The organism is Salinibacillus aidingensis, assembly GCF_055393355.1.
This window is the reverse complement of sequence record NZ_AP043759.1, coordinates 3,037,900-3,062,782: the sequence shown is the minus strand read 5'-3', so window position 1 is coordinate 3,062,782 and position 24,883 is coordinate 3,037,900. Positions and strand designations below refer to the sequence as shown.

The 24,883-nt window shown below is 44.2% G+C and carries 22 protein-coding genes; all 22 read left to right on the top strand.

The genetic code is table 11. The features are described from left to right. Window positions 1-17: 17 nt before the first annotated feature. The 22 genes from atpA to ACZ5OK_RS15725 all read left to right on the top strand — a co-directional run bounded on the left by atpA (window position 18) and on the right by ACZ5OK_RS15725 (window position 24,726). Window positions 18-1,526 carry a F0F1 ATP synthase subunit alpha gene (atpA, locus tag ACZ5OK_RS15830; RefSeq protein ID WP_343838502.1) on the top strand — a complete coding sequence of 503 codons (1,509 nt, stop codon included), beginning with the start codon at window positions 18-20 and terminating at the stop codon, window positions 1,524-1,526. Between the two features lie 44 nt (window positions 1,527-1,570). After that, window positions 1,571-2,431, top strand: a complete 861-nt coding sequence (atpG, locus tag ACZ5OK_RS15825; protein WP_343838500.1) for an ATP synthase F1 subunit gamma — start codon at window positions 1,571-1,573, stop codon at window positions 2,429-2,431. A 28-nt stretch (window positions 2,432-2,459) separates the two neighbouring features. Beyond that, the gene (gene atpD / locus ACZ5OK_RS15820; RefSeq protein WP_343838498.1) at window positions 2,460-3,875 is read left to right on the top strand and encodes a F0F1 ATP synthase subunit beta; all 1,416 of its coding nucleotides are present in this window, start codon (window positions 2,460-2,462) and stop codon (window positions 3,873-3,875) included. A 45-nt stretch (window positions 3,876-3,920) separates the two neighbouring features. Next, window positions 3,921-4,325, top strand: coding sequence for a F0F1 ATP synthase subunit epsilon (locus tag ACZ5OK_RS15815; RefSeq protein WP_044162387.1), 405 nt, complete (start codon window positions 3,921-3,923; stop codon window positions 4,323-4,325). Between the two features lie 703 nt (window positions 4,326-5,028). Then, window positions 5,029-5,403, top strand: coding sequence for an NADH-quinone oxidoreductase subunit A (locus ACZ5OK_RS15810; protein WP_343838496.1), 375 nt, complete (start codon window positions 5,029-5,031; stop codon window positions 5,401-5,403). Then, a complete protein-coding gene (locus ACZ5OK_RS15805) occupies window positions 5,394-5,912 on the top strand; it encodes a NuoB/complex I 20 kDa subunit family protein (protein WP_343838494.1) in 519 nt (172 codons plus the stop codon). Before ACZ5OK_RS15810 ends, ACZ5OK_RS15805 begins: the two co-directional genes overlap by 10 nt. Continuing rightward, entirely contained in the window at window positions 5,909-6,655 is a 747-nt protein-coding gene (locus ACZ5OK_RS15800; RefSeq protein ID WP_343838492.1) for an NADH-quinone oxidoreductase subunit C, read from the top strand. Before ACZ5OK_RS15805 ends, ACZ5OK_RS15800 begins: the two co-directional genes overlap by 4 nt. Before the next feature lie 3 nt (window positions 6,656-6,658). Then, window positions 6,659-7,759 (top strand): NADH-quinone oxidoreductase subunit D, encoded by a 1,101-nt coding sequence (locus tag ACZ5OK_RS15795; RefSeq protein WP_343838490.1) that lies wholly within the window; start codon window positions 6,659-6,661, stop codon window positions 7,757-7,759. Then, window positions 7,759-8,766, top strand: coding sequence for an NADH-quinone oxidoreductase subunit NuoH (gene nuoH / locus ACZ5OK_RS15790; protein WP_425542188.1), 1,008 nt, complete (start codon window positions 7,759-7,761; stop codon window positions 8,764-8,766). Before ACZ5OK_RS15795 ends, nuoH begins: the two co-directional genes overlap by 1 nt. Window positions 8,767-8,986: 220 nt before the next feature. After that, a complete protein-coding gene (gene nuoI, locus ACZ5OK_RS15785) occupies window positions 8,987-9,400 on the top strand; it encodes an NADH-quinone oxidoreductase subunit NuoI (RefSeq protein ID WP_343838488.1) in 414 nt (137 codons plus the stop codon). A gap of 2 nt (window positions 9,401-9,402) precedes the next feature. Next, entirely contained in the window at window positions 9,403-9,909 is a 507-nt protein-coding gene (locus ACZ5OK_RS15780; protein ID WP_343838486.1) for an NADH-quinone oxidoreductase subunit J, read from the top strand. Next, window positions 9,906-10,220, top strand: a complete 315-nt coding sequence (gene nuoK, locus ACZ5OK_RS15775) for an NADH-quinone oxidoreductase subunit NuoK (RefSeq protein WP_343838484.1) — start codon at window positions 9,906-9,908, stop codon at window positions 10,218-10,220. The genes ACZ5OK_RS15780 and nuoK overlap by 4 nt, the downstream gene beginning before the upstream one ends. A gap of 134 nt (window positions 10,221-10,354) precedes the next feature. Further along, window positions 10,355-12,274 carry an NADH-quinone oxidoreductase subunit L gene (gene nuoL, locus ACZ5OK_RS15770; protein ID WP_425542187.1) on the top strand — a complete coding sequence of 640 codons (1,920 nt, stop codon included), beginning with the start codon at window positions 10,355-10,357 and terminating at the stop codon, window positions 12,272-12,274. A 3-nt stretch (window positions 12,275-12,277) separates the two neighbouring features. Then, window positions 12,278-13,753, top strand: coding sequence for a complex I subunit 4 family protein (locus ACZ5OK_RS15765; protein WP_343838480.1), 1,476 nt, complete (start codon window positions 12,278-12,280; stop codon window positions 13,751-13,753). 3 nt (window positions 13,754-13,756) lie between these two features. Further along, entirely contained in the window at window positions 13,757-15,226 is a 1,470-nt protein-coding gene (gene nuoN, locus ACZ5OK_RS15760; RefSeq protein ID WP_343838478.1) for an NADH-quinone oxidoreductase subunit NuoN, read from the top strand. A 70-nt stretch (window positions 15,227-15,296) separates the two neighbouring features. After that, complete coding sequence (locus tag ACZ5OK_RS15755) at window positions 15,297-15,527, top strand: DUF1146 family protein (RefSeq protein ID WP_425542186.1); 231 nt, start codon at window positions 15,297-15,299, stop codon at window positions 15,525-15,527. A gap of 225 nt (window positions 15,528-15,752) precedes the next feature. Then, entirely contained in the window at window positions 15,753-16,490 is a 738-nt protein-coding gene (locus tag ACZ5OK_RS15750) for a YwmB family TATA-box binding protein (protein WP_343838476.1), read from the top strand. A gap of 33 nt (window positions 16,491-16,523) precedes the next feature. After that, the gene (gene murA / locus ACZ5OK_RS15745) at window positions 16,524-17,846 is read left to right on the top strand and encodes a UDP-N-acetylglucosamine 1-carboxyvinyltransferase (protein WP_343838474.1); all 1,323 of its coding nucleotides are present in this window, start codon (window positions 16,524-16,526) and stop codon (window positions 17,844-17,846) included. 606 nt (window positions 17,847-18,452) lie between these two features. Beyond that, a complete protein-coding gene (locus ACZ5OK_RS15740; RefSeq protein WP_343838472.1) occupies window positions 18,453-20,819 on the top strand; it encodes a polyprenyl synthetase family protein in 2,367 nt (788 codons plus the stop codon). A 266-nt stretch (window positions 20,820-21,085) separates the two neighbouring features. Then, entirely contained in the window at window positions 21,086-22,111 is a 1,026-nt protein-coding gene (gene spoIID, locus ACZ5OK_RS15735; protein WP_343838470.1) for a stage II sporulation protein D, read from the top strand. Window positions 22,112-22,283: 172 nt separating this feature from the next. Next, window positions 22,284-23,258, top strand: coding sequence for a peptidoglycan DD-metalloendopeptidase family protein (locus ACZ5OK_RS15730; protein ID WP_343838469.1), 975 nt, complete (start codon window positions 22,284-22,286; stop codon window positions 23,256-23,258). Window positions 23,259-23,502: 244 nt separating this feature from the next. Next, complete coding sequence (locus tag ACZ5OK_RS15725; protein WP_343838468.1) at window positions 23,503-24,726, top strand: MFS transporter; 1,224 nt, start codon at window positions 23,503-23,505, stop codon at window positions 24,724-24,726. Window positions 24,727-24,883: the final 157 nt, after the last annotated feature.

Below are 24,883 nucleotides of genomic sequence, written 5' to 3'. Positions count from 1 at the left end.
GATAGGGGTGAAAGTGGATGAGCATCAATGCTGAAGAAATCAGTGCGCTGATCAAACAGCAAATCGAAAATTATGAATCTGATATAGAAGTAAATGATGTAGGTACTGTTATTACAGTTGGTGACGGTATCGCACGTGTTCATGGTCTTGATAATGTCATGTCCGGTGAGCTTGTTGAGTTCTCCAATGGTGTAATGGGTATGGCACAGAACCTTGAAGAAAACAACGTTGGTATTGTCATCCTTGGACCTTTCACAGAAATTCGTGAAGGCAGTGAAGTTCGCCGTACAGGCCGTATTATGCAGGTTCCTGTCGGGGAGGAGCTTAAAGGCCGCGTTGTAAACCCTCTAGGCCAGCCAATCGATGGTTTAGGGGATATTGAAACAGGTAAAACTCGCCCAATTGAATCACCTGCACCTGGGGTAATGGATCGTAAATCTGTTGATGAACCATTACAGACAGGTCTGAAGGTTATTGACTCTATGATTCCAATTGGCCGTGGTCAGCGTGAGCTTGTGATCGGTGACCGTCAAACCGGTAAAACAGCGATTGCATTAGATACAATCATTAACCAGAAGGATCAGGATATGATTTGTATTTATGTAGCCATCGGACAAAAGGAATCAACCGTACGTGGGGTAGTGGAAACCCTTCGCCAAAATGGTGCGCTTGATTACACCATTGTTGTTTCCGCTGGTGCATCCGACCCGGCACCACTCTTATACCTGGCTCCATATGCGGGAGTATCTATGGGTGAAGAGTTCATGTATAACGGAAAGCACGTATTAGTAGTTTATGACGACTTATCCAAGCAGGCAGCTGCATATCGTGAACTTTCCCTGTTACTTCGCCGCCCACCAGGCCGTGAAGCATTCCCGGGAGATGTTTTCTATATTCACTCACGTCTGCTTGAGCGTGCAGCAAAGCTTAGTGATGACAAAGGTGGCGGATCCTTAACCGCACTTCCTTTCGTTGAAACTCAGGCGGGAGACATTTCTGCATACATTCCGACCAACGTAATCTCCATTACAGATGGACAGATTTTCTTAGAGACGGATCTATTTAACTCCGGTGTACGTCCGGCGGTTAACGCAGGTCTTTCCGTATCCCGAGTTGGTGGGGACGCCCAAATTAAAGCGATGAAGAAGGTTGCCGGTACACTCCGTCTTGACCTTGCTTCCTTCCGTGAGCTTGAATCATTCGCTCAGTTTGGTTCCGACCTGGATAAAGCAACACAGGATAAACTGAACCGTGGTTCAAGAACCGTTGAAATGCTGAAGCAGGGACTTCACCAGCCACAGCCGGTTGAAAAGCAGGTGTCCATTATTTACGCATTGACCAATGGATATCTCGATTACATCCCAGTTGAAGACGTGCAGCGCTTTGAATCCGAATTGTTCGACTGGATGGATAAAAATGCAACCGAAATTCTGGAGCATATTCGTTCAACAGGTCAATTGCCAGAAAAAGAAGACTTCAACAATGCGATTGAAAGCTTCAAGAAAACGTTTGTTGTATCCGAATAAGTGATTTGCATAATGGCTAGTCCAGAAAAAGGTGGTGAAATGGTGTGGCATCCCTTAATGACATAAAAGGCAGAATTAATTCAACGAAAAATATGAAAAAAATCACGAGTGCAATGGAAATGGTTTCTACAGCCAAGCTGAACCGTGCTGAACAAAATGCCAAGTCATTTGTTCCCTATATGGAAAAGATTCAGGAGGTTGTAGCCAGCATTGCCTCTGGTGACTCTGACGCCAATCATCCAATGTTGACGTCCAGAGATGTGAAAAAGACCGGCTACGTTGTCATTACGGCAGATCGTGGTCTGGCAGGTGCTTTTAACAGTAACGTACTTCGGGAATTAAATAACAACCTTTCGAAGCACAAGTCAAAAGATGAATATACGGTCATTGCTATCGGAAAAATGGCCCGGGAGTTCTGCAGAAAACGGAACATGCCTGTCGCGAAAGAGGTTGTAGGTATCGACGACCAGCCGGACTTTGCCGACATTAAAGAACTGGCGACCGAGACGGTAAATCTGTTCGTTAATGAAGAAGTTGACGAAATTTATATGATCTACAATCATTTTGAAAGCATAATTTCCCAGAAAGTGACCGAAAAGAAATTGCTTCCATTAACAGATTTAGACAGTGGGAATCAGAAGACTTCAAGCTCTTACGAATACGAGCCTAATCAGGAAGATATTTTAAATGTTTTACTGCCGCAGTATGCTGAAAGTCTGGTATACGGTGCGATTTTAGACAGTAAAGCAAGTGAGCATGCCGCACGTATGACGGCTATGAAGAATGCTACCGATAATGCGAACGATATGATTGATGACTTAAGCTTAACGTATAACCGTTTACGTCAGGCAGCCATCACTCAGGAGATTTCCGAAATTGTTGGTGGAGCATCAGCTCTAGAATAGGACATGAATGCAGTAAGGAGGGAAAAGGATGAGCAAAGGATATATCACTCAGGTAACAGGTCCGGTAGTAGACGTGAAGTTTGATTCCGACAACCTGCCTGAAATCTATAATGCTTTAGTCGTTAAGCATGAAGCGCAGGATGACTCAAGCGTTGATATTGATCTTACATTGGAAGTTGCTTTGCATTTAGGTGACGACACCGTTCGTGCCATTGCCATGTCAGGTACAGAAGGTCTTGTACGTGGAATGGAAGTTCAGGATACGGGCGCGCCGATTTCCGTTCCGGTTGGTGATGAAACCCTTGGACGTGTATTTAACGTATTAGGCGATAAAATTGACTTAGAAGATGAAATTGGCGAAGAAGTGGATCGTAATCCAATCCATCGTCCATCTCCTGAGTTTGAGAACCTGTCAACAGGAACTGAAATTCTTGAAACCGGAATTAAAGTTGTAGACTTGCTTGCTCCTTATACAAAAGGTGGTAAGATTGGTCTGTTCGGTGGTGCCGGTGTTGGTAAAACCGTATTGATTCAGGAGCTCATTAACAACATTGCCCAGGAGCATGGAGGTATTTCCGTATTTACCGGTGTTGGAGAGCGTACCCGTGAAGGTAACGACCTTTACTTTGAAATGAAAGATTCCGGAGTTATTTCCAAAACAGCCATGGTATTCGGACAAATGAACGAACCACCAGGTGCCCGTATGCGTGTAGCCCTGACAGGTCTGACAATGGCTGAATACTTCCGTGATGTAGAAGGCCAGGACGTACTGTTGTTTATCGATAACATTTTCCGTTTTACACAGGCTGGTTCAGAGGTATCCGCGTTACTTGGACGTATGCCATCTGCCGTTGGTTATCAGCCAACCCTTGCAACGGATATGGGTCAATTGCAAGAGCGTATTACATCAACCGACAAAGGTTCTATCACATCCATTCAGGCTGTATACGTTCCTGCCGATGACTATACAGACCCGGCACCAGCGACCGTTTTCGCTCACTTGGATGCGACAACAAACCTAGAGCGTTCCTTATCAGAGATGGGTATTTACCCAGCTGTGGACCCGCTTGCTTCAACTTCCCGTGCCCTTGACCCTAACGTAGTAGGTGAAGAGCACTATGAAGTAGCACGTAACGTTCAAAGTACTCTGCAGAAATATCGAGAGCTTCAGGATATTATTGCCATCTTAGGTATGGATGAATTAAGCGATGAGGATAAACTTACCGTTGCCCGTGCCCGTCGTATTCAATTCTTCCTATCTCAGAATTTCCACGTGGCTGAACAGTTCACTGGTCAGCCAGGATCCTATGTTCCAGTTGAAGAAACCGTTCGTGGCTTCAAGGAAATTCTTGATGGTAAATATGACGACATTCCGGAAGATGCCTTCCGTCTGGTTGGACGCATCGAGGAAGTTGTTGAAAAAGCTGAACAAATAGAGTCTTAGGGGAAGTGCAAACTTTCTAATTAGAAGCCCAAGGAGGGGTTAACCATGAAAACAGTGACAGTGAGTGTTGTCACTCCTGATGGCCCTGTATTGGAAAATGCGTACGAAATGGTTAGCTGTAAAGCAGAAAATGGCGAACTTGGGATCCTGCCAGGGCACATTCCCCTCGTTGCGCCATTAACCATCAGCTCTGTACGTTTAAAAAAAGAAGGAGACGAGGATGAACTCGCCGTCAGCGGTGGCTTCCTGGAAGTCCGCCCTGACAATGTCACCATTTTAGCCCAATCCGCTGAAAAACCAGGTGACATCGATGTTGAACGGGCACGCAAAGCCAAAGAACGTGCCGAACGCCGTCTCAATGCCAAACAAGACGATATCGACTTCAAGCGCGCCCAGTTAGCCCTGCAACGCGCGATCAATCGTCTGGATATCGCAGGAACAGGAAAATAAAAGTTTAATGAAAACCGGAATTCTCATTATTGATGGGGATTCCGGTTTTTGTTGTTTATTCAGGGATGGGCTTGCAGTTGAGACTAAGCCGAAAAGTGGAGAATTGGTCTTATGCATGGGGGATTAATCCGGGAAGGGTAGAATTGATCCAGGCATGCGGGATTAATCTTAGTCAGGCGGAATCAATCCCCGGGGTCGGGAATTGATCAGATCCAAAACAATTGGAATTAATCCTGTAAGAAATTAATTATTTTATAAAAGCAATTATTAATCCGCTCCCCACCGGAATTAAACCTATTTTGGAAATAATTCGACCAGAATGGAAAATAATTAAACCTGATTTGAAAAAGATTAATCCGGATGGAGAGTATTTAAACCTGAAATGGCAGATATCGCCCTAAAAAAATCAATTAAACCTGTAAATAGCTAATTGATCCAATCCAGCCGTAATTAAGCCAAACCACCCAGAATTATCCCAAAACCAGCCTAATTAAAATTAATCCAAATGCCCCTAAACCCATATTCCCAAATCTCCCCGCCATTCAATTTTCCTGCATGACCCCGATCCCCAAGGCATACAAATATAACAAATGAACATGTCTATAACCCCTGCGCTATCGACAATTTCAGGTTATAGTGCTACAATGAAAGCGATTACAAAAATTTTCGATTATTCCGAAAATAGATTAAGAGAGGTGAAGCCATGGACTCTCTTCATGTCTATCAGAACAGCTATACGATGATTGTAGTATTTATGCTGATCGCTGTTATGCTCCCGATTGTGGCCTTAACAGCAGGAAGACTGTTGCGGCCGCATGAACCGACAAAAGCCAAACGGAAAATCTATGAAAGTGGAATTGAACCTTTTCAGGATGCGAGGGTCCGATTTAATGTCAGCTACTATTTGATCGCATTAATGTTTGTGTTATTTGATGTGGAGACGGTTTTTTTATATCCATGGGCTGTGGCCTATGAACAACTGGGGATTTTTGCCCTGATTGAGATGCTGATTTTTATTGTCGTTCTGTTTCTCGGATTAGTTTACGCATGGAAAAAGGGAGTGCTTAAATGGAAATGAATCTTGAGGATATTTCAGTGCAGGAACGGGAGGAAATGCAACGGAATGTCTTTTTTATGACGCTTGAGCAGCTTAAATCCTGGGCACGAAGCAACTCGCTCTGGCCAGTTCAGTTTGGCCTGGCCTGCTGCGCGATTGAGATGATGGGCGTCGGTGCCTCCCATTATGATTTAGACCGGTTTGGATCCATATTCCGTTCATCACCCAGACATTCCGACTGCATGATTGTTTCAGGTACGGTAACGAAAAAAATGGCCCCGATTATTCGCAGACTCTATGATCAGATGCCTGAGCCCAAATGGGTCATTGCCATGGGATCCTGTGCAACGGCAGGAGGACCTTATGTTTATTCCTACTCAGTCGTCAAAGGTGTCGACCAGGTCGTTCCCGTCGATGTTTATATTCCTGGCTGTCCGCCGAATCCGGCAGCACTCATTTACGGGATCAATAAGCTGCAGGAAAAAATCCGCTATGAAGCAAAAACCGGAAAGCGGGTGACAAATACATGACAGAGGAAAATGAAAACAAACCACAACAAAATGAGGACATAAGTTCAAAATCAGAAGAAGCAAAACCAAAGGAACATGAAAATCAGAAACAAGCACCCACAAACCAGGAAGATGCACCCACTGCAGAATCAGATGAAATCAACCAATCTTCAGACCGCCCGCCTAAAGCCGATTCATCAGAAACCACCTCCAAGTCTGAAAAACCGAAACGTCCACGGAAAAAACGCACGAAAAAAGATCAGCCGCCCGAAAAGCAGGAACCATCACCTAATCAGCCATTATTAGACCACTATGTAAAAATGATAAAAAACAGCCTCGGGGACGATTCCATCGAAGAAGCGTTCGTCAATCGTTCATCCAAAGAACTTCCTACCATCACAGCGACCCCAAAGAGCTACTTTTCCATTGCCAAACTCCTTAGAGATCATGAAGAACTCCAGTTTCAATTTTTGTCAGATTTACACGGAATTGATTATGAAAGTCATATGGAAATCTACGTATATTTATACTCCATGACAAAAAAACAGTCTGTGGCTTTAAAGGTAAAGCTTGACCGGGACAATCCTGTGATTCCATCTCTGGTTCCCCTGTGGAAGGGGGCGAACTGGCCGGAAAATGAGGCCTACGATTTGCTTGGGATTACCTTTGAGGATCATCCCGATTTGAAACGGATTATGCTCGGGGAGGACTGGGAGGGCTATCCTCTTCGCAAGGATTATGAACCGTATGATGTGGAGGTGTAGCGAATGATTCGTACCGAGGAAATGCTGTTAAATGTTGGCCCGCAGCATCCCAGTACCCATGGGGTGTTTCGCCTGGTCGTGAAAGTGGATGGAGAAATCATTAAGGAAGCTACACCTGTCATTGGTTATTTACATAGAGGTACGGAAAAACTGGCCGAGGATCTGCAGTATACGCAAATTATTCCCTATACAGACCGGATGGATTACCTGTCAGCCATGACAAATAACTATGTGATCTGTCATGCAGTTGAGACGCTTATGGATCTGGAAGTGCCGGAACGTGCGGAATATTTACGTGTCATTGCCATGGAGCTGGGACGGATCGCCAGCCACCTCGTATGGTATGGCACCTATTTAATGGACATTGGAACAACAAGTCCATTTTTGTATGCATTTCGGGAGAGGGAAATGATTATAAATCTACTAAACGAACTTTGTGGAGCTCGTCTTACGTTCAACTACATGCGGATTGGCGGAGTGAAGTGGGATGCTCCTGATGGATGGATTGACAAAGTACGGGATTTTATTCCTTACATGAGAGAACAGGTGAAGGGATATCATGAACTGGTTACAGGCAATGAAATCTTTCTGAACCGTGTTAAAGGAGTGGGCCAGTATACACAGGAGGAAGCTATTCAATATTCCTTAAGCGGAGCAAATCTCCGCTGTACAGGGATTCCTTACGATCTGCGAAAAGAGCAGCCTTATTCGATTTATGACCGGTTTGACTTTCATGTCCCTGTGGGTGAAACAGGGGATGCCTGGTCCCGCTACTTATGCCGTATGTCTGAAATGGAGGAATCCCTGAAAATCTTAGAGCAGGCGGTTGATCAGTTCCCTGAAGGTGGGAAAACAATGGGGAAAGTCCCACGGATTATTAAGCCGCCCAAGGGTGAAGTCTATGTTCGTATTGAATCTCCGCGGGGGGAGATCGGCTGCTATATTGCGAGTGATGGGAAGAAAACACCTTACCGGCTGAAGTTTCGCAGGCCTTCCTTTTACAATCTGCAGATCCTGCCCAAATTGCTGGAAGGAGAAAATATGGCCAATTTAATCGCTATTTTGGGTGGCGTTGATATTGTGCTGGGGGAGGTGGATGGCTGATGAAATGGATGAATGAATTACTGGCAAGCGAACCGGCAAGCTCGAATCTATTTACTTTTATCCTCATCACTATGCCTTTATTGTCCATTGTCCTGGGCTTTGTCACCTATGCCATTTTAGCTGAAAGAAAAGTGCTTGGCTATATGCAGCTGCGCTATGGCCCCAATCGTACAGGGGGAAGGTTCGGACTCCTGCAAACTGTAGCTGACGTTTTGAAGCTTTTAATTAAAGAGGATACACGGCCGAAACAGGCAGACCGGGCACTCTTCTGGTTGGCCCCGGTGATAGCCTTTGTTCCTTCGTTTATGGTTCTAGCAGCCATCCCTTTTACCGAATCGATTCTCTTCGCCGATTTTGGGGTAGGTCTTCTTTATTTTATTGCCATATCCGGAATATCAACTTTGGGAATGCTGACAGCAGGCTGGGCCTCTAATAACAAGTATGCCTTAATGGGAGGTATGCGCTCAGCCGCTCAAATGATTTCCTATGAGATCCCGCTTCTGATGTCCCTTATCGGAGTGGTTCTGTTTGCTGGCAGTCTCAATCTGGTTGAAATCGTTGAGCAGCAGCAATATGTTCCTTATATCCTGTTACAGCCAATCGGATTTATCATCTTTTTTATTTCTGCAACGGCTGAGCTTAACCGCATTCCATTTGATTTACCCGAGGCGGAATCTGAATTAATTGCCGGCTATCATGTGGAGTATTCGGGCTTTCGTTTTGCGTTTTTCATGCTCTCCGAATATGTCTACTTATTTGCGATGTCAGCGCTGATAACCGTGTTATTTCTCGGAGGTTGGAATCCCATCCCGGGACTTGGTTTTATCCCCGACTTTATCTGGTTCGGCATTAAGTTCAGCATCGTTGTGTACGTATTTATGTGGATCCGCGCAACCTGGCCCCGCCTGCGTGCTGATCAGCTCATGGAATTCGGCTGGAAGATACTATTGCCCGCAGCCATGGCCAATATATTCCTATCTGCTATCTTAAAAGAATTATTCTTTTAAAAGTGTTTAATATTTAACTGAACTCAATGGTTACATCTATACAAGCAGTTGAAATACACGTAGACTCCTGCGGGAAGAGTGAGACAGGTGAGCCCCCGCAGCGCAGCGAGGAGGCTCACCGCTCACCCGCGGAAAGCGAAGTGTATTTCAACTGCGGTAAGCTAGAGTATCATAAGGTATGTGCAAAAACATCCTTAACATTTTTAAAGGTGGTGGAATCATGAAAGGTTTAGCAAAAGGCTTAGCTCATACGATTCGTCATATGTCCAAAGAAAATTTGAGCTACTCCTATCCGGATGAACCGATCCCCATGCCTGATCGATTTCGGGGGATTCAGAAGTTCTATCCGGAAAAATGCATTGTCTGTAACCAGTGTGTGAACATCTGTCCGACTGACTGCATTCAGCTGACTGGGAAAAAGCATCCGGACCCGGATCGCAAAGGAAAAATTATTGAAACGTATGATATTAATTTTGAAATTTGTATCCTGTGTGATCTTTGTACAGAGGTCTGTCCGACTGAGGCGATTGTGATGACCAATAATTTTGAACTGGCGGATTACTCAAGAGATGAACACTTCAAGGACCTTCAATGGCTGGATGAAAATGATACAAATATTCGGGAGGAGAATTGACCATGAATGGGGAATTTCTCGCCTTTTTAATCCTTTCAGGTACAGCCATCCTTGGTGGGATCCTCATGATTAACCTGAAGAAGGTCGTGCATATGCTGTTATCTGTTGTTCTTACCTTTGTCAGTCTGGCAGGTATTTACGTTTTGCTGTCTGCTGAGTTTGTTGCTGTAGTGCAAATCCTCATTTACTCAGGTGCAATTACGATTTTATTGACGTTTGGCATTATGCTGACCGATCACAAGGCAGAGGAGGATAGAGTCTCCAGCCGAATCAGGGCAGCATTAGCCGGTCTTGGGGTAATCATCTTTTTCTTCACTGTATATGCGGGCATCCGTAATCTTTATTTTGGACCGGGGGCAGAGACGCTGCATGCAGACAACACCCGGAAAGTCGGGGAAAGTATTTTCAGCCATTACGTCATTCCGTTTGAACTGGTTTCCATCGTTCTGCTGGTTGCTCTCATGGGTGCCGTCGTATTGACACGAAGAAGAGAGGGGGAAGACCAATGAGTTCAATCCCTTTGCAGCCCTTTCTTATTCTTGCCCTGATTTTATTCTGTATCGGTCTGTTTGGCGCATTAACGAAACGGAATACGATTATTGTTCTTATTTGTATTGAGCTCATGCTGAACGCTGTAAACGTAAACCTGGTCGCTTTTAGTAAGTACGGGGCCCATCCGGATATTACGGGTCAGGTTTTCTCATTGTTTTCCATTACGATTGCCGCCGCTGAGGTTGCTGTCGGCATGGCTATTTTAATTGCATGGTACCGCAGAAAACATAGTGTCAACATCGATGACGGAAATGATTTGAAAGGCTGACAGACAGGTTAAGGAATTCTTTATCACGCATGAACTGACCTACCCCCAGTTCAAGTTGAGGGTAAATCAGTAAGACAAAGTGGGGGATAAACGGTCAATGAATTCTGATAAGTTCAGCTAACCATCAATGGGGGATGGAGAACCCCCCACAGTGGAAGTTTCACTTTATCCAGAAGGAAGGGATTTTAGAAATGATCGAATTCACATGGCTGATCCCAATAATACCTTTGCTTACGTTTATTCTGCTCATCGTTTTCAGGGACAAGATGAAAAACATAGGTGGCTACATCGCTGTACTGTCATCCGTTTTGGCCTTTCTTTTAGCTGCTCTTGTGTTCATTCAGCTGCTGGATACAGGAACAGCTCTTCAGGAGTGGACATGGCTTGTGATTGGTTCCACTCAGATTTCATTTGGAACACTGCTTAACCCTTTAAACGGCCTCATGCTGATTTTAGTTGCTTTTATCAGTTTGTGTATACATATTTATTCGATAGGTTATATGGAAAACGATAAGCGGCTGACGACCTTTTTCGCCTATTTAAGTCTTTTTACCGCTGCCATGCTCGGACTTGTTTTATCTCCAAACTTACTGCAGTTTTACATGTTTTGGGAGCTTGTCGGGCTCGGTTCCTTTCTGTTAATCGGCTTTTATTTCTATAAAAACAGGGCTAAGCAGGCGGCTAAAAAGGCTTTTATTATGACTCGCATCGGGGATATGGGACTGTTAATCGGACTCATCCTGATTTTCTGGCAAACGGGAAGTCTCCAGTTTGAAGCTATATTTACCGCGATTTCTGGTGGTCAGGTGGATGGGGGAATGCTTACCCTGATTGGAATTCTTATTTTTATCGGTGCGATTGGAAAATCAGGTCAGTTTCCGTTGCATACCTGGCTTCCCGATGCGATGGAGGGGCCAACGCCGGTTTCCGCATTGATTCACGCAGCAACCATGGTCGCCGCAGGGGTTTATCTTGTTGCTGTGATGTATCCTCTTTATATGGCCAGTACAACCGCTCTGATCGTAGTGGCCGTCGTCGGAGGATTTACAGCGATTTATGCGGCGACAATCGGACTTGTTCAGAATGATATAAAGCAGGTGCTGGCCTATTCAACCATTTCCCAGCTTGGCTTTATGATGCTGGCGATGGGGACGTTAGGCTATACAGCAGGTGTATTCCATTTATTTACTCATGCCTTCTTTAAAGCGTTGTTATTCCTGGCTGCAGGCGCGGTGATTCATGCGGTTCATACCCAAAACATTAAAAGAATGGGAGGTCTTCATCATCGCTTAAAGCTCACGAGTATCACCTTTGCGATTGGTGCTCTGGCCATAAGCGGCTTCCCGCTTTTCTCCGGATTTTTCAGCAAAGAGGAAATTTTATCGGCAGTCTGGGCGGATGGACAGTACGGGCTGTGGGTAATTGCACTGATTGCGGCATTCTTAACGTCTCTATATATGTTCCGTTTATATTTTCTCGTATTTCATGGGGAAAGCAGGGAGCCAATCGATCAGGTGCGCCCCATCCCATTTATGATGAAACTTCCGATGGTGATTCTGACTGTTTTCGCGGTGGCTTCAGGTTTTTTCAATACAAGCTGGTTCGGTTCCTTTCTGGGAGACTGGTTGTTGCGGGAAAGCCCTGCTTTAGCTGAAACCCATCATAGAAGTTCCGTATGGGTTATGGTTGCAGCTACCCTGGTATCGTTGGGAGGAATCCTGCTCGCTTACATGATTTATATAAAGAAACAGATGAATCAGGAAGCATGGAAGTCATCCATGGCGGGAACGTACAACTTATTGACCCGCAAATACTACATTGATGAATTTTATGACGCCTCCTTTGTTAAGGGTGCAGGATGGCTTGGCCGGATGTTCGTTTACGTTGAACGATATGGAGTTGGGTTCCTGGTTTCCTTTTTCCGGGAACTGGTGACTACGTTAAGTAAATCAGGTTCTAAATCACAAACAGGACAGACACAGACTTACACAGCGGTTGCTTTTTTGGGAATGGTTGTTTTTGTGGCTGTATACATGATGAAAGGGGGATTTTAAGAGATGGGTATCCTTACCTTGCTTGTATTTTCCCCTGTCATTGGGATTCTGGCTTTTCTGTTTACGAGAAATTCGGTTGATCAGCAACGCACTCACGTATTGGCATTAATGGCAAGCTTTGTTCCTCTCCTCCTTTCCATACTGGTATTTGTTCAGTTTCAGGCCGGAAATAGCCTGACAGAGCAGGTTTCATGGATAACTTTTCAGGTGGTTGAGCGGACGTTAATCCTGAATTATGAACTGGCAGCAGACGGGTTTAGTGTGGTATTGATTTTGCTGACCACGGTGGTTTCGTTACTTGCTATCCTATCAGCACGGTGGCTGATTGACAAAGACGTAAAATGTTTTTTTATCCTCATGTTTATTCTGGAAATGGGAATTCTCGGAGTGTTTTCCGCTGATAACCTGATCCTTTTCTTCGTATTTTTCGAAATTACCCTTATTCCGATGTTTTTTTTAATCGGCAAATGGGGCGGCACGGATCGGGAGGAAGCAGCCTTTCGCTATATCATTTATAACGGTTTGGGATCCATGCTGCTTCTGCTGGCGATAGCCGTTATATTTGTGAATGCTGGAAACACGAATTTTTCAGTCGTAGCGGAATACTTCAGCCGCGGGGAACAGGAAGGTCTTCAGCTGGGGATTGCTATCACGTTATTGCTTGCTTTTGGTGTCAAACTGCCCATTTTCCCGCTTCATTCCTGGATGGTTAAGGTCCATGTCCACGCACCGCCGGCTCTGGTGATGATTCATGCAGGGGTATTGTTAAAAATCGGAGCTTATGGACTGATTAAATTCGGGGTAGCGTTCTTTCCGGAAGCTTTTGGAAAACTGGCTCCGGTGATCGCCATTCTGGGATTAATAAATCTATTGTACGGAGCTTTTCTGGCCTTTGTGCAGGATGAGTTACGGGCGGTGCTTGCGTATTCGAGTATTTCCCATATGGGCCTGATTCTCCTCGGGGTGGCTGCCCTTAATGAGGCGGGAATTCAGGGAGCGATTTTCCAGGCCGTATCGCATGGGTTAATTTCTGCATTATTTTTCCTGCTTGTAGGGATTTTGCTCGTGCGAACGCAGACGACCCGTTTGGAACGACTGAGCGGCCTTGCCCGATTAACCCCGCTGCTCGCAGGATTTTTCCTGGCAGCCGCGTTAGCAGGCTTTGGACTGCCTGGAATGAGCGGCTTTGTCAGTGAATTTACCGTTTTTATCGGAATCTTTGAAACGATGCCTGTAGTTGGAGTAATAGGAACACTCGGATTAATCATGACCGTGGTCTATTTCCTTAGAGCCATATTAAATATGACATTCGGAAGCTATCGAAATACCTTTGGAAATCTTAAAGACTTAAACATGGATGAAGGGCTCTCAGCAGCGACTTTGCTTCTGTGTATCATTGGTATCGGCGTATTTCCGAACTCGATTGCACTGACCATCCAGCAGACACTTGAAACCATACTTATGGGGATAGGGGGATAAGTCATGGATTTACAAACATTACGAAGCTTTGAATGGGGAATGATGGCACCAGAGTTTACCATTTTAATTGCGGGAATTCTGCTGTCCCTGATTGATTTGTTTGGAAAAAAACAGTGGAAGGGGCATTTGCCTTGGCTTGCCATCATCAGTATTGGAATTTCGATCCTCTTCTTAGGGTTTCAGGCTGGGCATCAGGATGTGTCGATTCTCTATGATACGTATATCTTTGATTCGTTTTCCTTTTACTTTAAATTCATCCTGCTGCTGGGCAGTTTTCTGATTTTCCTCATGATTCTATCAAGAACCGCTCATCAGGAAATTGAAGACAGAGGCGAATATGTCTACTTACTTTTGGCGGGATTACTGGGAACCATGATGATGGCTTCCAGTGCCGACCTGATCACTCTTTTTGTAGGACTTGAGCTGCTGTCCTTATCCTCCTACATTATGGTCGGGCTGCGGAAACAGCATGCTCACTCCAATGAAGGAGCGCTGAAATATGTGATAAATGGAGGAATTGCGACAGCTTTTACGCTTTTCGGCATGAGCTACGTCTACGGAGTATCAGGATCAACCAAACTTGTCGATATTTCCCGGGAAATGTCCGGTTCACTCGGAAGCGGGGAGCCGGTTGCCCTCATAGGTTTTATCATTCTGTTTATTGGACTCGGCTTTAAAATTTCCACCGTTCCTTTTCATATGTGGACCCCAGATGTATATCAGGGTGCCGCCACTCCTGTCAGTGCGTTTTTAAGTGTCATTTCCAAGGCAGCGGGGTTTATGATTATCATTCGCCTCTTTTGGGACCTTTTCCATTCAATTGGGGTGGCCGCGGAAAATGAGGCACTGTTTGAAGCGATGTTTGGGTTTGTCGCCACCGTTTCGATTTTAACGATGGTGGTGGGAAATATCATTGCCCTCAGACAGAGAAACATGAAGCGGCTTCTCGCTTATTCAAGCATCGGTCACGCCGGTTATATTCTGATTCCGCTTGTATCGTTAACGCCGATGTCCCTGGAAAATATCTGGTTTTACCTGCTGGCCTATGTGTTTATGACGATAGGAGCATTTATGGTGGTATACATACTGGAACAGCAGAAAGAATCAGAGGATTTATCCATTTTCACAGGTTTATATAAAAAATCTCCCGAATTAGCTGTGGTGATGACCATTTTCCTTGCTTCACTTGCTGGAATTCCGGGTACAGCCGGGTTTGTTGGGAAGCTGAATATTTTTATAGGAGCGGTTATCGCAAACCCCGCCCAATATCTGTTAGCCGGAATGATGGCACTTATGACGGTGATATCCTATATTTATTATTTCAATATATTCGTCCAGATGTTTATCCGCAGACCTCAGGAGGAAGAGAGGCCGCGAATTACGGTGCTGCAATGGACTCCTTTGCTCCTTTGTCTGATTGGCACTATTGGACTGGGAATCTTCCCGTTTTTAGCCTTGAATTTCTTTTCATAATCCAATCGAATTGACATCGCCCGCCTTTCTATTGCAAAGTAAATAGAGACAATGTAGGAGGGTCGAAATCATGGAATCAATCGGAATAACAGCACTAACAGGCTTAGTTTCACATATTGTATTTTTTGTTCTTACATGGAAGGTTCTCGAGGGACTGCGGATTGAACAGTTTTTCAAAAAAGGCAAGGTCATGGAAGCTCGAATCCTATTCATACTTGTCTGCATAACCATCGGGACAACAGCCAGTAACTTCTTCCTTGATATCCTTTCCTGGGCACAGGATTTAATCTATTTATTTTAAAGGTACAATGGAAATAGCAGAGGACGCTTGATCTTCTGCTATTTTTATTTATAGGCTTAAATCTCCAATCCTGGCAAATAGGCACAGAATCCAGGCAAATAGATGTCATTTTACGCGAGCTTTTCGCCGAAGTCATCACCCCCGCACAAAAATCACTTCCCAACGTTTAAACCTTCTCCCAATTGCCCATAATGAAGACTAAAAAGTACGGGAGAGGGATTTCTAATGAATAAAATCTATAAAAAAGCAATCATATCTATTAGTCTATTAATTTTCTTTATGAACCTCAATCTGACTGCCCCCGAGGCTAAGGCGTCCCATAATCTGCAACCATTAAATGAGATCTATTCATTTTTTCAGAATGAGCAATTAGAGCTTTTAGAGTGGCAGGTCCTGATGCGTGATAAGGTAAAGCTGAAATCCAAAAGTGTGGAACAGATTTTAAACCGTCAATTCCCTGATGCGTCCGTTGATGTTCAAAGGCTGGATAACCAGGCCGAAAAAATTATAATAAACAACCATAATAAAATGGGCGGCTTTACCGAACAGTTATCCATAGTGCACCAGAAAAATTCTGCTACAGCTGAATTTAAATATATACTAAAAGGAAAAAAGTGGGACGAAAATGTCGAAAAAATGGTAAAACAAACATTAAACCAGCAAGTTTTGCAATTATTCGACAAAATACCTGCGATTTTCACTTGTATGAGGGCACAAACTAGTGATAATATTAAAAGTAATTATTTGGTTGATAAATTTCAGGAACAGACGAACATGGATAAGCTAAAAACGTTGAATGAAAAAAATTTTGAAACCGTATCAGGATATATTCACAAATGGACAATAGATGAAATACCTATATCACAGAGAGAAAAAATGAATGTTCAAATGGCTGTACGAAATGGTTTGGCGCATGGATCGAATGTCATCATAGGAACGCCAATCCTTGTAACTGAATATTAATATAGTGAAAATGAGGACGCGGAGGGGAAAGTATTGGATAAAATCATCGTAAGTGGTGGGAGGCAGCTTAAGGGTACCGTGAAGGTCTCCGGTGCTAAAAATGCTGTCCTGCCCGTCATTGCAGCAAGTATAATGGCAAGTGAAGGAAAAAGTGTGATTCATGAAGTACCAGCACTCGCTGATGTGGAAACCATGAGTGAAGTGATTCGAAACATGAATGTGAATGTATTATCTCATGATCATACACTCGTTATAGATTCAGCAAGACCTTTAACAACAGAAGCACCACTTGAATACGTCAGAAAAATGCGCGCATCTGTCCTTGTTTTAGGTCCTCTTCTTGCACGCTATGGCCACGCGAAGGTAGCAATGCCGGGTGGCTGTGCAATTGGCTCCAGACCCATTGACCAGCATTTGAAAGGCTTTGAAGCAATGGGAGCCAAAGTACATGTTGGAAATGGTTTTGTTGAAGCATATACAGACGGTCGATTAAAAGGTGCAAAAATATATTTAGACGTCCCAAGTGTAGGCGCCACAGAGAATGTTATGATGGCAGCCGCACTGGCTGAAGGAAAAACAATACTGGAAAACTGCGCCAGAGAACCGGAAATTGTAGACCTGGCCAATTTCTTAAATAAGATGGGTGCTAAAGTCATTGGTGCCGGAACAGAAACGATCAAAATTGAAGGTGTAGACTCTCTTAAGGGAACTGAACACACAACTATTCCGGACCGAATTGAAGCCGGAACGTTTATGGCTGCAGCTGCCATCACACGTGGAAATGTTTATATTAAAGGCGCAGTCGCCGATCATTTGACCTCAACCATATCAAAACTGGAAGAGATGGGGGTCATTATTGAAGAGGAAGAAGAGGGGCTCCGCGTAATAGGTCCTGAAGAACTTAAGTCGGTCAATGTAAAAACGCTGCCATACCCTGGATTCCCTACTGACATGCAGCCACAGATTATGACACTCGCGATGAAAGCAGAAGGCACAAGTGTGATTAGTGAAACGGTATTCGAGAACCGCTTTATGCATGTCGAGGAATTCGGACGTATCAACGGAAATATTCGTATCGAAGGCAGAAGCGCAATCGTTGAAGGTCCAGTTGACCTGCAGGGAGCTGAAGTTACAGCAACCGACCTGCGAGCAGCCGCAGCTTTAATCATAGCCGGATTAGTAGCTGACGGTTATACACGTGTGACCGAATTAAAACATCTGGACCGTGGATACGTAAACATTGTAGGTAAGCTGAAACAACTGGGTGCAGATATTATCCGGGTAAGAGATGCCTCTGAAGAACAAGAGGAAGAAGAAGTTATGACAGAAGCCGATGACCAAATCAGCTCATTATAAGTAGAATGGAATAGGATGAAGTGAGAACAGACGGGTTGGATTTTCCAATTCGTCTGTTTTTTTGAGCCCTTGTTTATGCATATAGCGGAGGAGGTTCAATTACCGGAGTTTTGGATGAATAATGGCAAAGTTGGCTTAAACCTGGATTTTCCGGCTCAATTAAAGATAAGCCGGATTAAAACAGACAATATATGCTGAATCAGGAGTGGGCCGGATTCATTCCATAAAAATCCGCTTAATTATATCAAAAGCGGACAGAAAACTACGAAAATAGGATTAAATCATTTCAGAAATGGATTAAAAGAATTGAAAATAGGCGTGAAAAGCGGTTATGCGGGCTTAAAAAGATTGAATTCCGCTCAATTATCACCAACTGAGACCAATCCCGCTAAAACAGGCATAATTCACATAATTTCGGATCAATCATCACATCCCCGCCACCCCCCCAACACACAGCCAGATCCGCATCACAAAATAATCGATCAATCTCCCATGAACCTCCCGAATTTTGTAGAAAAATGACATATGGAATGATAATATAGACGTACTACAAATGTATGATGATTCATACAAAATATAGAAACGTTAGATTGAGGTTATGTTTATATGAATGAGGAGATTGTCGTAAATACGGATACTTGCTATTGGCTGGCAGAGGAAAAAGCAGCTGACTATTTTAATATATTATATGATCAGATCCACCAGAAGACGCATATCCCGCCGCTGATAACAGATCTGAAATCCTGGAGTCATCACCGACGTCATCGTCATTCCCTTTTCTCCTTATTTTCATCACATAGAAAAAAGCCTGAAAGCTATAACCATTATGTTAAATGGCTGGAACAGAAAGGGAAGCTCGATGACTATTTAGAGCGGAGTGTCTCCTATATTTACCTTAGGGATATGGGCAAGGACTTAAGTTCGGCAGGTACTCGCATAAAGGTTCGGAATGTCGTGGAGCATCTGAAAAAGCAAATTTCCCAACGAAAAGAAAGTGATCTGGATGCTGAGCAATTTAATATTGCCTGGCTGTACCGGATTGCACAGAAATACCAGTTTGAGTCAACGATGATCTGGTTTATCGAGAAACTGAAGACAATCTCCTCAGTAATCCCCGAAGAAATGGATGCTGAAAAAGCCCAGCTAAAACTCATTAAAATCATTACCGGCGTGATGATTAATGAGCTGGAGGAAAAGGGGGAGGGGATGTCGCCCGAGGAGCTTTCCCGGACTCTTGATACAGCTGTCAGGCTTGGCTACGCTTATGGTCTGACCTATCCATTTATTGATGATTTACTGGACAGCAAGGTTTTATCAGAAGAAGAGGCAAAACGCTATTCCGAAATCATTCGGACAACCTTGGTAACAGGATCGGTACCAGCTTTAGGCAAGTGGCAAGGGAAGAACAGACATTTGGTTCAATTTGCTCATTCAGAACTGAAAAAAGCCTTTGAATATATCAAAAATCATCAGACCGAAAGCACGAAAAACAACTTTTTGGAACAGGCGTATGTGTTTTTCCAAGCACAGGAGGAAGACCGGAATAAGGATTTGCTCAATGGCCGCTATACCAACGAGGATATCTTCATTCCTGTCATACTTAAATCGGCTTCATCCCGTTTAATGATCCATGCGATAACCAGTGGTGAAAATACGGAAGGCCTGGACCAGTACACCTTTTATTACGGCATATACAACCAGCTTTCAGATGATCTGAGAGACATGTACAGTGACCTGAAAGAGGGTACGGTAACTCCATATACCTATTATTTAAAGCACCATAAAGAACGCCCCGACCTGATCAATCCATTTGAATTATACTGGGCCGTTACCCATAACCTGATTCACAACATTTATCACTCAGACCCAAAAACATGTGAAGTCATCCTGGGACGAGCAATCAATGGTCTGAAACGGTTAAGAGCACAGTTTGGTACAGAAAAATATAATGAATTAATGAATCGATTTGCCTCAGGGATTCCGAAGCTCAACAACCTGGTACAAAAGATAAGTCATAAAGTGGACGATGTGGCATTTTTAGATAAATTAATCAGAGATCAGCTGATTGCTGATTTAAGAAACAGCAGCAGGGAACAGGAGGAATTTTTCAAAAGCATTGAGAAAATTCATCCCCGGATTAATCAAATGTTAACGATGCCTGAAGAGGATGCATTACCACAAGATCCCATTATAGATGCGGCTAATTACAGTCTGAGTGGGGACGGGAAACGGCTCCGGCCGATTGTGACCTGGATGATGGGTGTGCATGGATATGGCCTGAAAAGTTCAGAAATTGAGCCATTGATCAAATCCTTGGAATACATGCATACCGCTTCCCTGATTTTTGATGATCTTCCATCCCAGGACAATGCAACGACCCGCAGAGGGAAGCCGACCCTGCATCAGGTATATCGTACAAGTATTGCGGAATTAACGGCTCTCTTTATGACGCAGCGGGCGGTCAGGGAGGAAACGAAGCTTGATGCATTTGACGCCGACACCGTTCTTAAGGTCATTCACTATTCAACAAAATCAACCGAGGAAATGTGTAAGGGTCAGGTGATGGATCTTAACGCTAAAGGAAAAAATCTGACACTGGACGAAATGAATACCATCTCCTTTTATAAAACCGGTCTTGGATTTGAGGTTGCCCTCGTCCTTCCAGCCATGCTCGCCCAGGCAGGAGAAAGCGAGATCAGTGCACTGAAAAAATTCTCCCGCCATTTCGGGATTACCTTCCAGATTAAAGATGATTTGCTGGATGTGGAAGGAGATCAGCAGCGAATCGGGAAAAATACCGGCATCGACGCTGAGAACAACCATTCAAACTTTGTATCCATCTTAGGAGTAGAAGGTGCCAGAAAAGCAATGTGGGATCATTATTGTGAGGCCATGGACGCCTTGCAGGAAGTCCCCCGGAATACCGCATTTTTAAAGCAGCTGTTAACCTATTTTGTAAACCGCGATCATTAATCCGAATATACGAAGAGAATATAGCAAGTGATGGACAGGTCTATTTTGGGCCTGTCTATTTTTTTAGCACGCATGAACTGGCCGTAATACCCCCACTTCAAGTCTTGAGGATAGCCCAACAAGACTAAGTGGGGGATGGAGAAAACCCCCACTGATGGAAGTTTCCCTTTACTATTCCATAGATACACAATTCCTCATTTTTTAGTTCTATTAAATCGGCCTCACGAATAAATATTTTAGTAGATTGAGAAAGGAGGCCGTATGCAGTGAACATCAAAAAGGTCAGTATATTCGCCGCACTTGTCATGATTGCCATCGTTGTTATTATTCCGACCGCTATTGTGACCCCCTTTATCGGTGCGGGAACCAACGATAACTATCAGGTGAAAACGACAGCAGCAAAAGATTCACCAGATGAACAGGCAACCGCGGAAGAGGATTCCTACGTTGTCTCCGTTTTCCGCTCACAGGAAGAAACGGTCGATAATGTACCACTGGAGAAATACGTCGCGGGAGTTGTAGCCTCCGAAATGCCTGCTGAATTTGAGCTCGAGGCACTCAAAGCACAGGCGCTCGCAGCCAGAACATATATTGTGAAGTATGTGCTGAATAAAGAAGAGAATCAAAAGCAGGAGCCCATCACAGACACGGTTCAGCATCAGGTTTATAAGAGCGAGGCCGAACTGAAGGAGCAATGGAAGGGGGATTTCACCTGGAAAATGCAGAAGATCAAGAAGGCCGTCAATGCCACCCGAGGCGAAATTATTACGTATAAGGGCAATCCAATTACCCCTTCCTTTTTTTCAACCAGCAACGGCCATACCGAAAACGCCGAGGATTACTGGCAAAACCCAGTCCCTTATTTAGTCAGTGTAGAAAGCCCGTGGGATCAGCAGTCCCCTAAATTTGAAGATCAGAAAATCGTGACCATTAAAGAAGCTGAAAAAGCACTGGGAATCAACTTCAGCTCCAATCCGGTTTTAAAGGATATCAAACGTACCAGCAGCAACAGAGTCGAATCCATTAAAATTGCCGGTAAAAATTTCACTGGCCGTGAAGTCCGGGAAGCTTTAGGCCTCCGATCCAGCGACTTTAAAATCCAGCATAAAAATGAGCACCTCATTTTCACCACGAAAGGCTACGGTCACGGCGTCGGCATGAGCCAATACGGCGCAAACGGCATGGCTAAGGAAGGCAATACGTATAAAGATATTATTAAACATTACTATAAAGGAACAAAAATTTCCCAAATTGAATCCAACGCTGAACGTGTGATGGTGTTGAACGAATAGCGGGCCTTAGCGGGTCCGTTTTTTGTTTTGGGTAGCCACACCCGATATAAACTTTTTTTATAAAAAACGCATAAAAAAATCCACTTTGTCGAAAAATAAGTGTAAAAAAATTTGAAAATAAGGTATATATCTTCCTCAATCTGCTCAGAATGGTTGCTGAGGTGGTGATAAAATGAATGAGGAAGGAAAGAATCCTAACTCAAAAAATTCCGGATGGAGGAAGTTAGTACGCAAAAAGTGGTTTTATCCAGCAGTTTATTTAACTTTTGCAGCATTGGTTTTAACTGGAGTTCTCTGGTATCAAAATGCAGCGATTGATTTACCAGAGGAAGAAGCTCAGGACCAGACAGACCAGCTAGACTCTGAAAACACAGACCAGGTTGGTGAACGTCCTGAAGGCGATTCAGTTCCAGTCATCGAGCAAGATGAGCAAGTTATGATGCCTGTAGCCAATGCAAAGGAAACCGAGATTGTAACGAAATTCTACGACTACAATGCATCAGAAAAGGAGCAGGAACAGGCACTCGTCCTTTACAATAATAAGTATTACCAAAGTAAAGGAATTGATATCGCATCCACGAATGAAGAGCCATTTGATGTAACAGCTGCATTGAGTGGTAAGGTTACCGACGTTAAAGACGATCCGTTGCTGGGTATGGTTGTTGAGTTAACTCACGAAAATGGAGTAACGACCAACTATGCAAGTCTTGAAGATGTAACCGTGGATTCTGGAGCAAAAGTTGAGCAGGGAGACGTAATTGGAACTGCTGGTCAAAACCTTTATGGACAAGCCAATGGTATTCATGTACATTTTGAATTGCGTAAAGACGGAACCCGCGTGGATCCGGAAGAGTATTTCAACAAATCTTTAAGTGAAATTAAACTTCCTTCAGACGGAAATGAAGAAGATGGAGATCAGGAAGACGGAAATGAAGAGGATGGCACCGAAGAAGATGGAGCATCTGAGGATGGAGCTTCTGAAGACGGAGCAACCGATGACGAAGCATCTGATGAAGAAACTTCTGGTCAGGAAGAAAACACCGATGACCAGGGAGACTCAGGTGATGAAGACAACGGTTCAGACGGTGAAGAAGATGACTCCACTGATGTACAGCCTGAATCTTCTGCATCCTCCGCAACTGCATAAGGAATGATAAAAAAGACTGTCTCAGTGAGGCAGTCTTTTTTTTGGCTCATCCCTTTTATCACGCATGAACTGGCCGTAGTACCCCCACTTCAAGTCCTGAAGTTACCCCAACAAGACTAAGTGGGGATGGAGACCCCCACTGATGGAAGTTTCACTTTATGATAAAATCAACTCATTGGCCATAAAATGAAGTCCGGCCGATCAGACGAATTCATCGAGTGAAGGGGTGTTGAGACTACATAAAATGAAAAAGCAAACAAACAACCAGCACGCATATACAGTAAAGGATTCTCAATTTTGGCTGATTACCATCAGCCTGGCTGTTTCGTCTTTTTTTGTTTTTGCGGCTATGTATTCCACCCAGCCGCTATTGCCTTTATTTGTACGGGAATTCGATGTCTCGGTATCCGTCTCGTCCCTTTCCGTGTCCCTGACCATCATTGGACTGATTATCGGATTAATTGTACTCGGATTTCTATCGGACCGTAATGGGCGTACGATGTTTATAAAATTATCACTGGCAGGGGCAGCGATCCCTTTTCTGTTGATTCCTTTATCAGACTCCTTTTTATTATTCCTGATTTTTCGTTTTTTACAAGGCTTTGCATTAGCCGGGCTTCCTGCTGCCGCGTTGGCTTATTTGATGGAGGAGATTGACAAAAGCAGCCTCCCTCTGGCAACTGCACTATATATATCCAGCAATGCGCTTGGAGGGATGGTCGGACGCGTAATGACAGGCTATGTTTCGGACCATTTATCCTGGGAAATGGCTTTTTATCTATTAGGCGGATTGGGGTTTGTGGTGTTAGTGGCGGTTTTATTTATGCTGCCTCACTCGCGTTTTTTTACACCCAGCCAATTAACCTTTTCCCGGGATATGAAAGGCTTTCTGTATCACTTAAAAAACCCGGGACTGCTGTGGATCTTTGGAATCGGAGTTGTTATCCAGCTTTCGTTTACCGGGATATGGACGTATTTGCCGTTTCATTTGGAAGGTCCGCCGTTTTCGTTGTCCTTAGAAGCCATATCCTATCTGTTTTTAGCTTATGGACTCGGAGTTGTCGGCTCTCCTGTTGCCGGCTGGCTTTCAGGGCGATTTGGCATTTTAATCGTTCGGGCAGCGGGAATTGTCGTTATGTCACTGGGGATTCTGATGACCCTGGCACCCACGGTATGGATGATCGCGATAGGGCTTTGTATCACCTGTCTGGGCTTTTTCACCGCCCACTCCATTACCGCCTCATCAGTGGGATTTGAGGTCACCCATCATAAAGGGAGTGCCTCCAGTCTTTATCTCGTATTCTATTATGTCGGCGTTTCGCTCGGAAGCTCAAGCTTTGGGGCCATTATGGAATGCGATGGGCTGGACAGGGATTGTGATTACGCTAAGCTGTATTCCTGTGCTTTATACATTAAGCCGGTTTACCGTTGTCAGGAAAAGGAAGCAAAATGCAGCGGAAAGAAATAGTACTAACGTCAATGGATAACCGTAAAGCATCTATCTTCTAAAACCGAAGCCAATAACCTGCAGAAGCGGATTTTGAAAAAGAAAACTGCACCTCAATGAATGGATCAGGCTCATATTGAGGTGCAGTTTATTTACGGCCACGAAAATGATAAAGTAA

Bases quoted from the DNA above. Each gene is read 5' to 3' on its own strand.
- atpA (WP_343838502.1), top strand. From the start codon at position 18: ATGAGCATCAATGCTGAAGAAATCAGTGCGCTGATCAAACAGCAAATC.
- atpD (WP_343838498.1), top strand. From the start codon at position 2,460: ATGAGCAAAGGATATATCACTCAGGTAACAGGTCCGGTAGTAGACGTG.
- ACZ5OK_RS15815 (WP_044162387.1), top strand. From the start codon at position 3,921: ATGAAAACAGTGACAGTGAGTGTTGTCACTCCTGATGGCCCTGTATTG.
- ACZ5OK_RS15810 (WP_343838496.1), top strand. From the start codon at position 5,029: ATGGACTCTCTTCATGTCTATCAGAACAGCTATACGATGATTGTAGTA.
- ACZ5OK_RS15805 (WP_343838494.1), top strand. From the start codon at position 5,394: ATGGAAATGAATCTTGAGGATATTTCAGTGCAGGAACGGGAGGAAATG.
- ACZ5OK_RS15800 (WP_343838492.1), top strand. From the start codon at position 5,909: ATGACAGAGGAAAATGAAAACAAACCACAACAAAATGAGGACATAAGT.
- ACZ5OK_RS15795 (WP_343838490.1), top strand. From the start codon at position 6,659: ATGATTCGTACCGAGGAAATGCTGTTAAATGTTGGCCCGCAGCATCCC.
- nuoH (WP_425542188.1), top strand. From the start codon at position 7,759: ATGAAATGGATGAATGAATTACTGGCAAGCGAACCGGCAAGCTCGAAT.
- nuoI (WP_343838488.1), top strand. From the start codon at position 8,987: ATGAAAGGTTTAGCAAAAGGCTTAGCTCATACGATTCGTCATATGTCC.
- ACZ5OK_RS15780 (WP_343838486.1), top strand. From the start codon at position 9,403: ATGAATGGGGAATTTCTCGCCTTTTTAATCCTTTCAGGTACAGCCATC.
- nuoK (WP_343838484.1), top strand. From the start codon at position 9,906: ATGAGTTCAATCCCTTTGCAGCCCTTTCTTATTCTTGCCCTGATTTTA.
- nuoL (WP_425542187.1), top strand. From the start codon at position 10,355: ATGGAGAACCCCCCACAGTGGAAGTTTCACTTTATCCAGAAGGAAGGG.
- ACZ5OK_RS15765 (WP_343838480.1), top strand. From the start codon at position 12,278: ATGGGTATCCTTACCTTGCTTGTATTTTCCCCTGTCATTGGGATTCTG.
- nuoN (WP_343838478.1), top strand. From the start codon at position 13,757: ATGGATTTACAAACATTACGAAGCTTTGAATGGGGAATGATGGCACCA.
- ACZ5OK_RS15755 (WP_425542186.1), top strand. From the start codon at position 15,297: ATGGAATCAATCGGAATAACAGCACTAACAGGCTTAGTTTCACATATT.
- ACZ5OK_RS15750 (WP_343838476.1), top strand. From the start codon at position 15,753: ATGAATAAAATCTATAAAAAAGCAATCATATCTATTAGTCTATTAATT.
- ACZ5OK_RS15740 (WP_343838472.1), top strand. From the start codon at position 18,453: ATGAATGAGGAGATTGTCGTAAATACGGATACTTGCTATTGGCTGGCA.
- ACZ5OK_RS15730 (WP_343838469.1), top strand. From the start codon at position 22,284: ATGAATGAGGAAGGAAAGAATCCTAACTCAAAAAATTCCGGATGGAGG.
- ACZ5OK_RS15725 (WP_343838468.1), top strand. From the start codon at position 23,503: ATGAAAAAGCAAACAAACAACCAGCACGCATATACAGTAAAGGATTCT.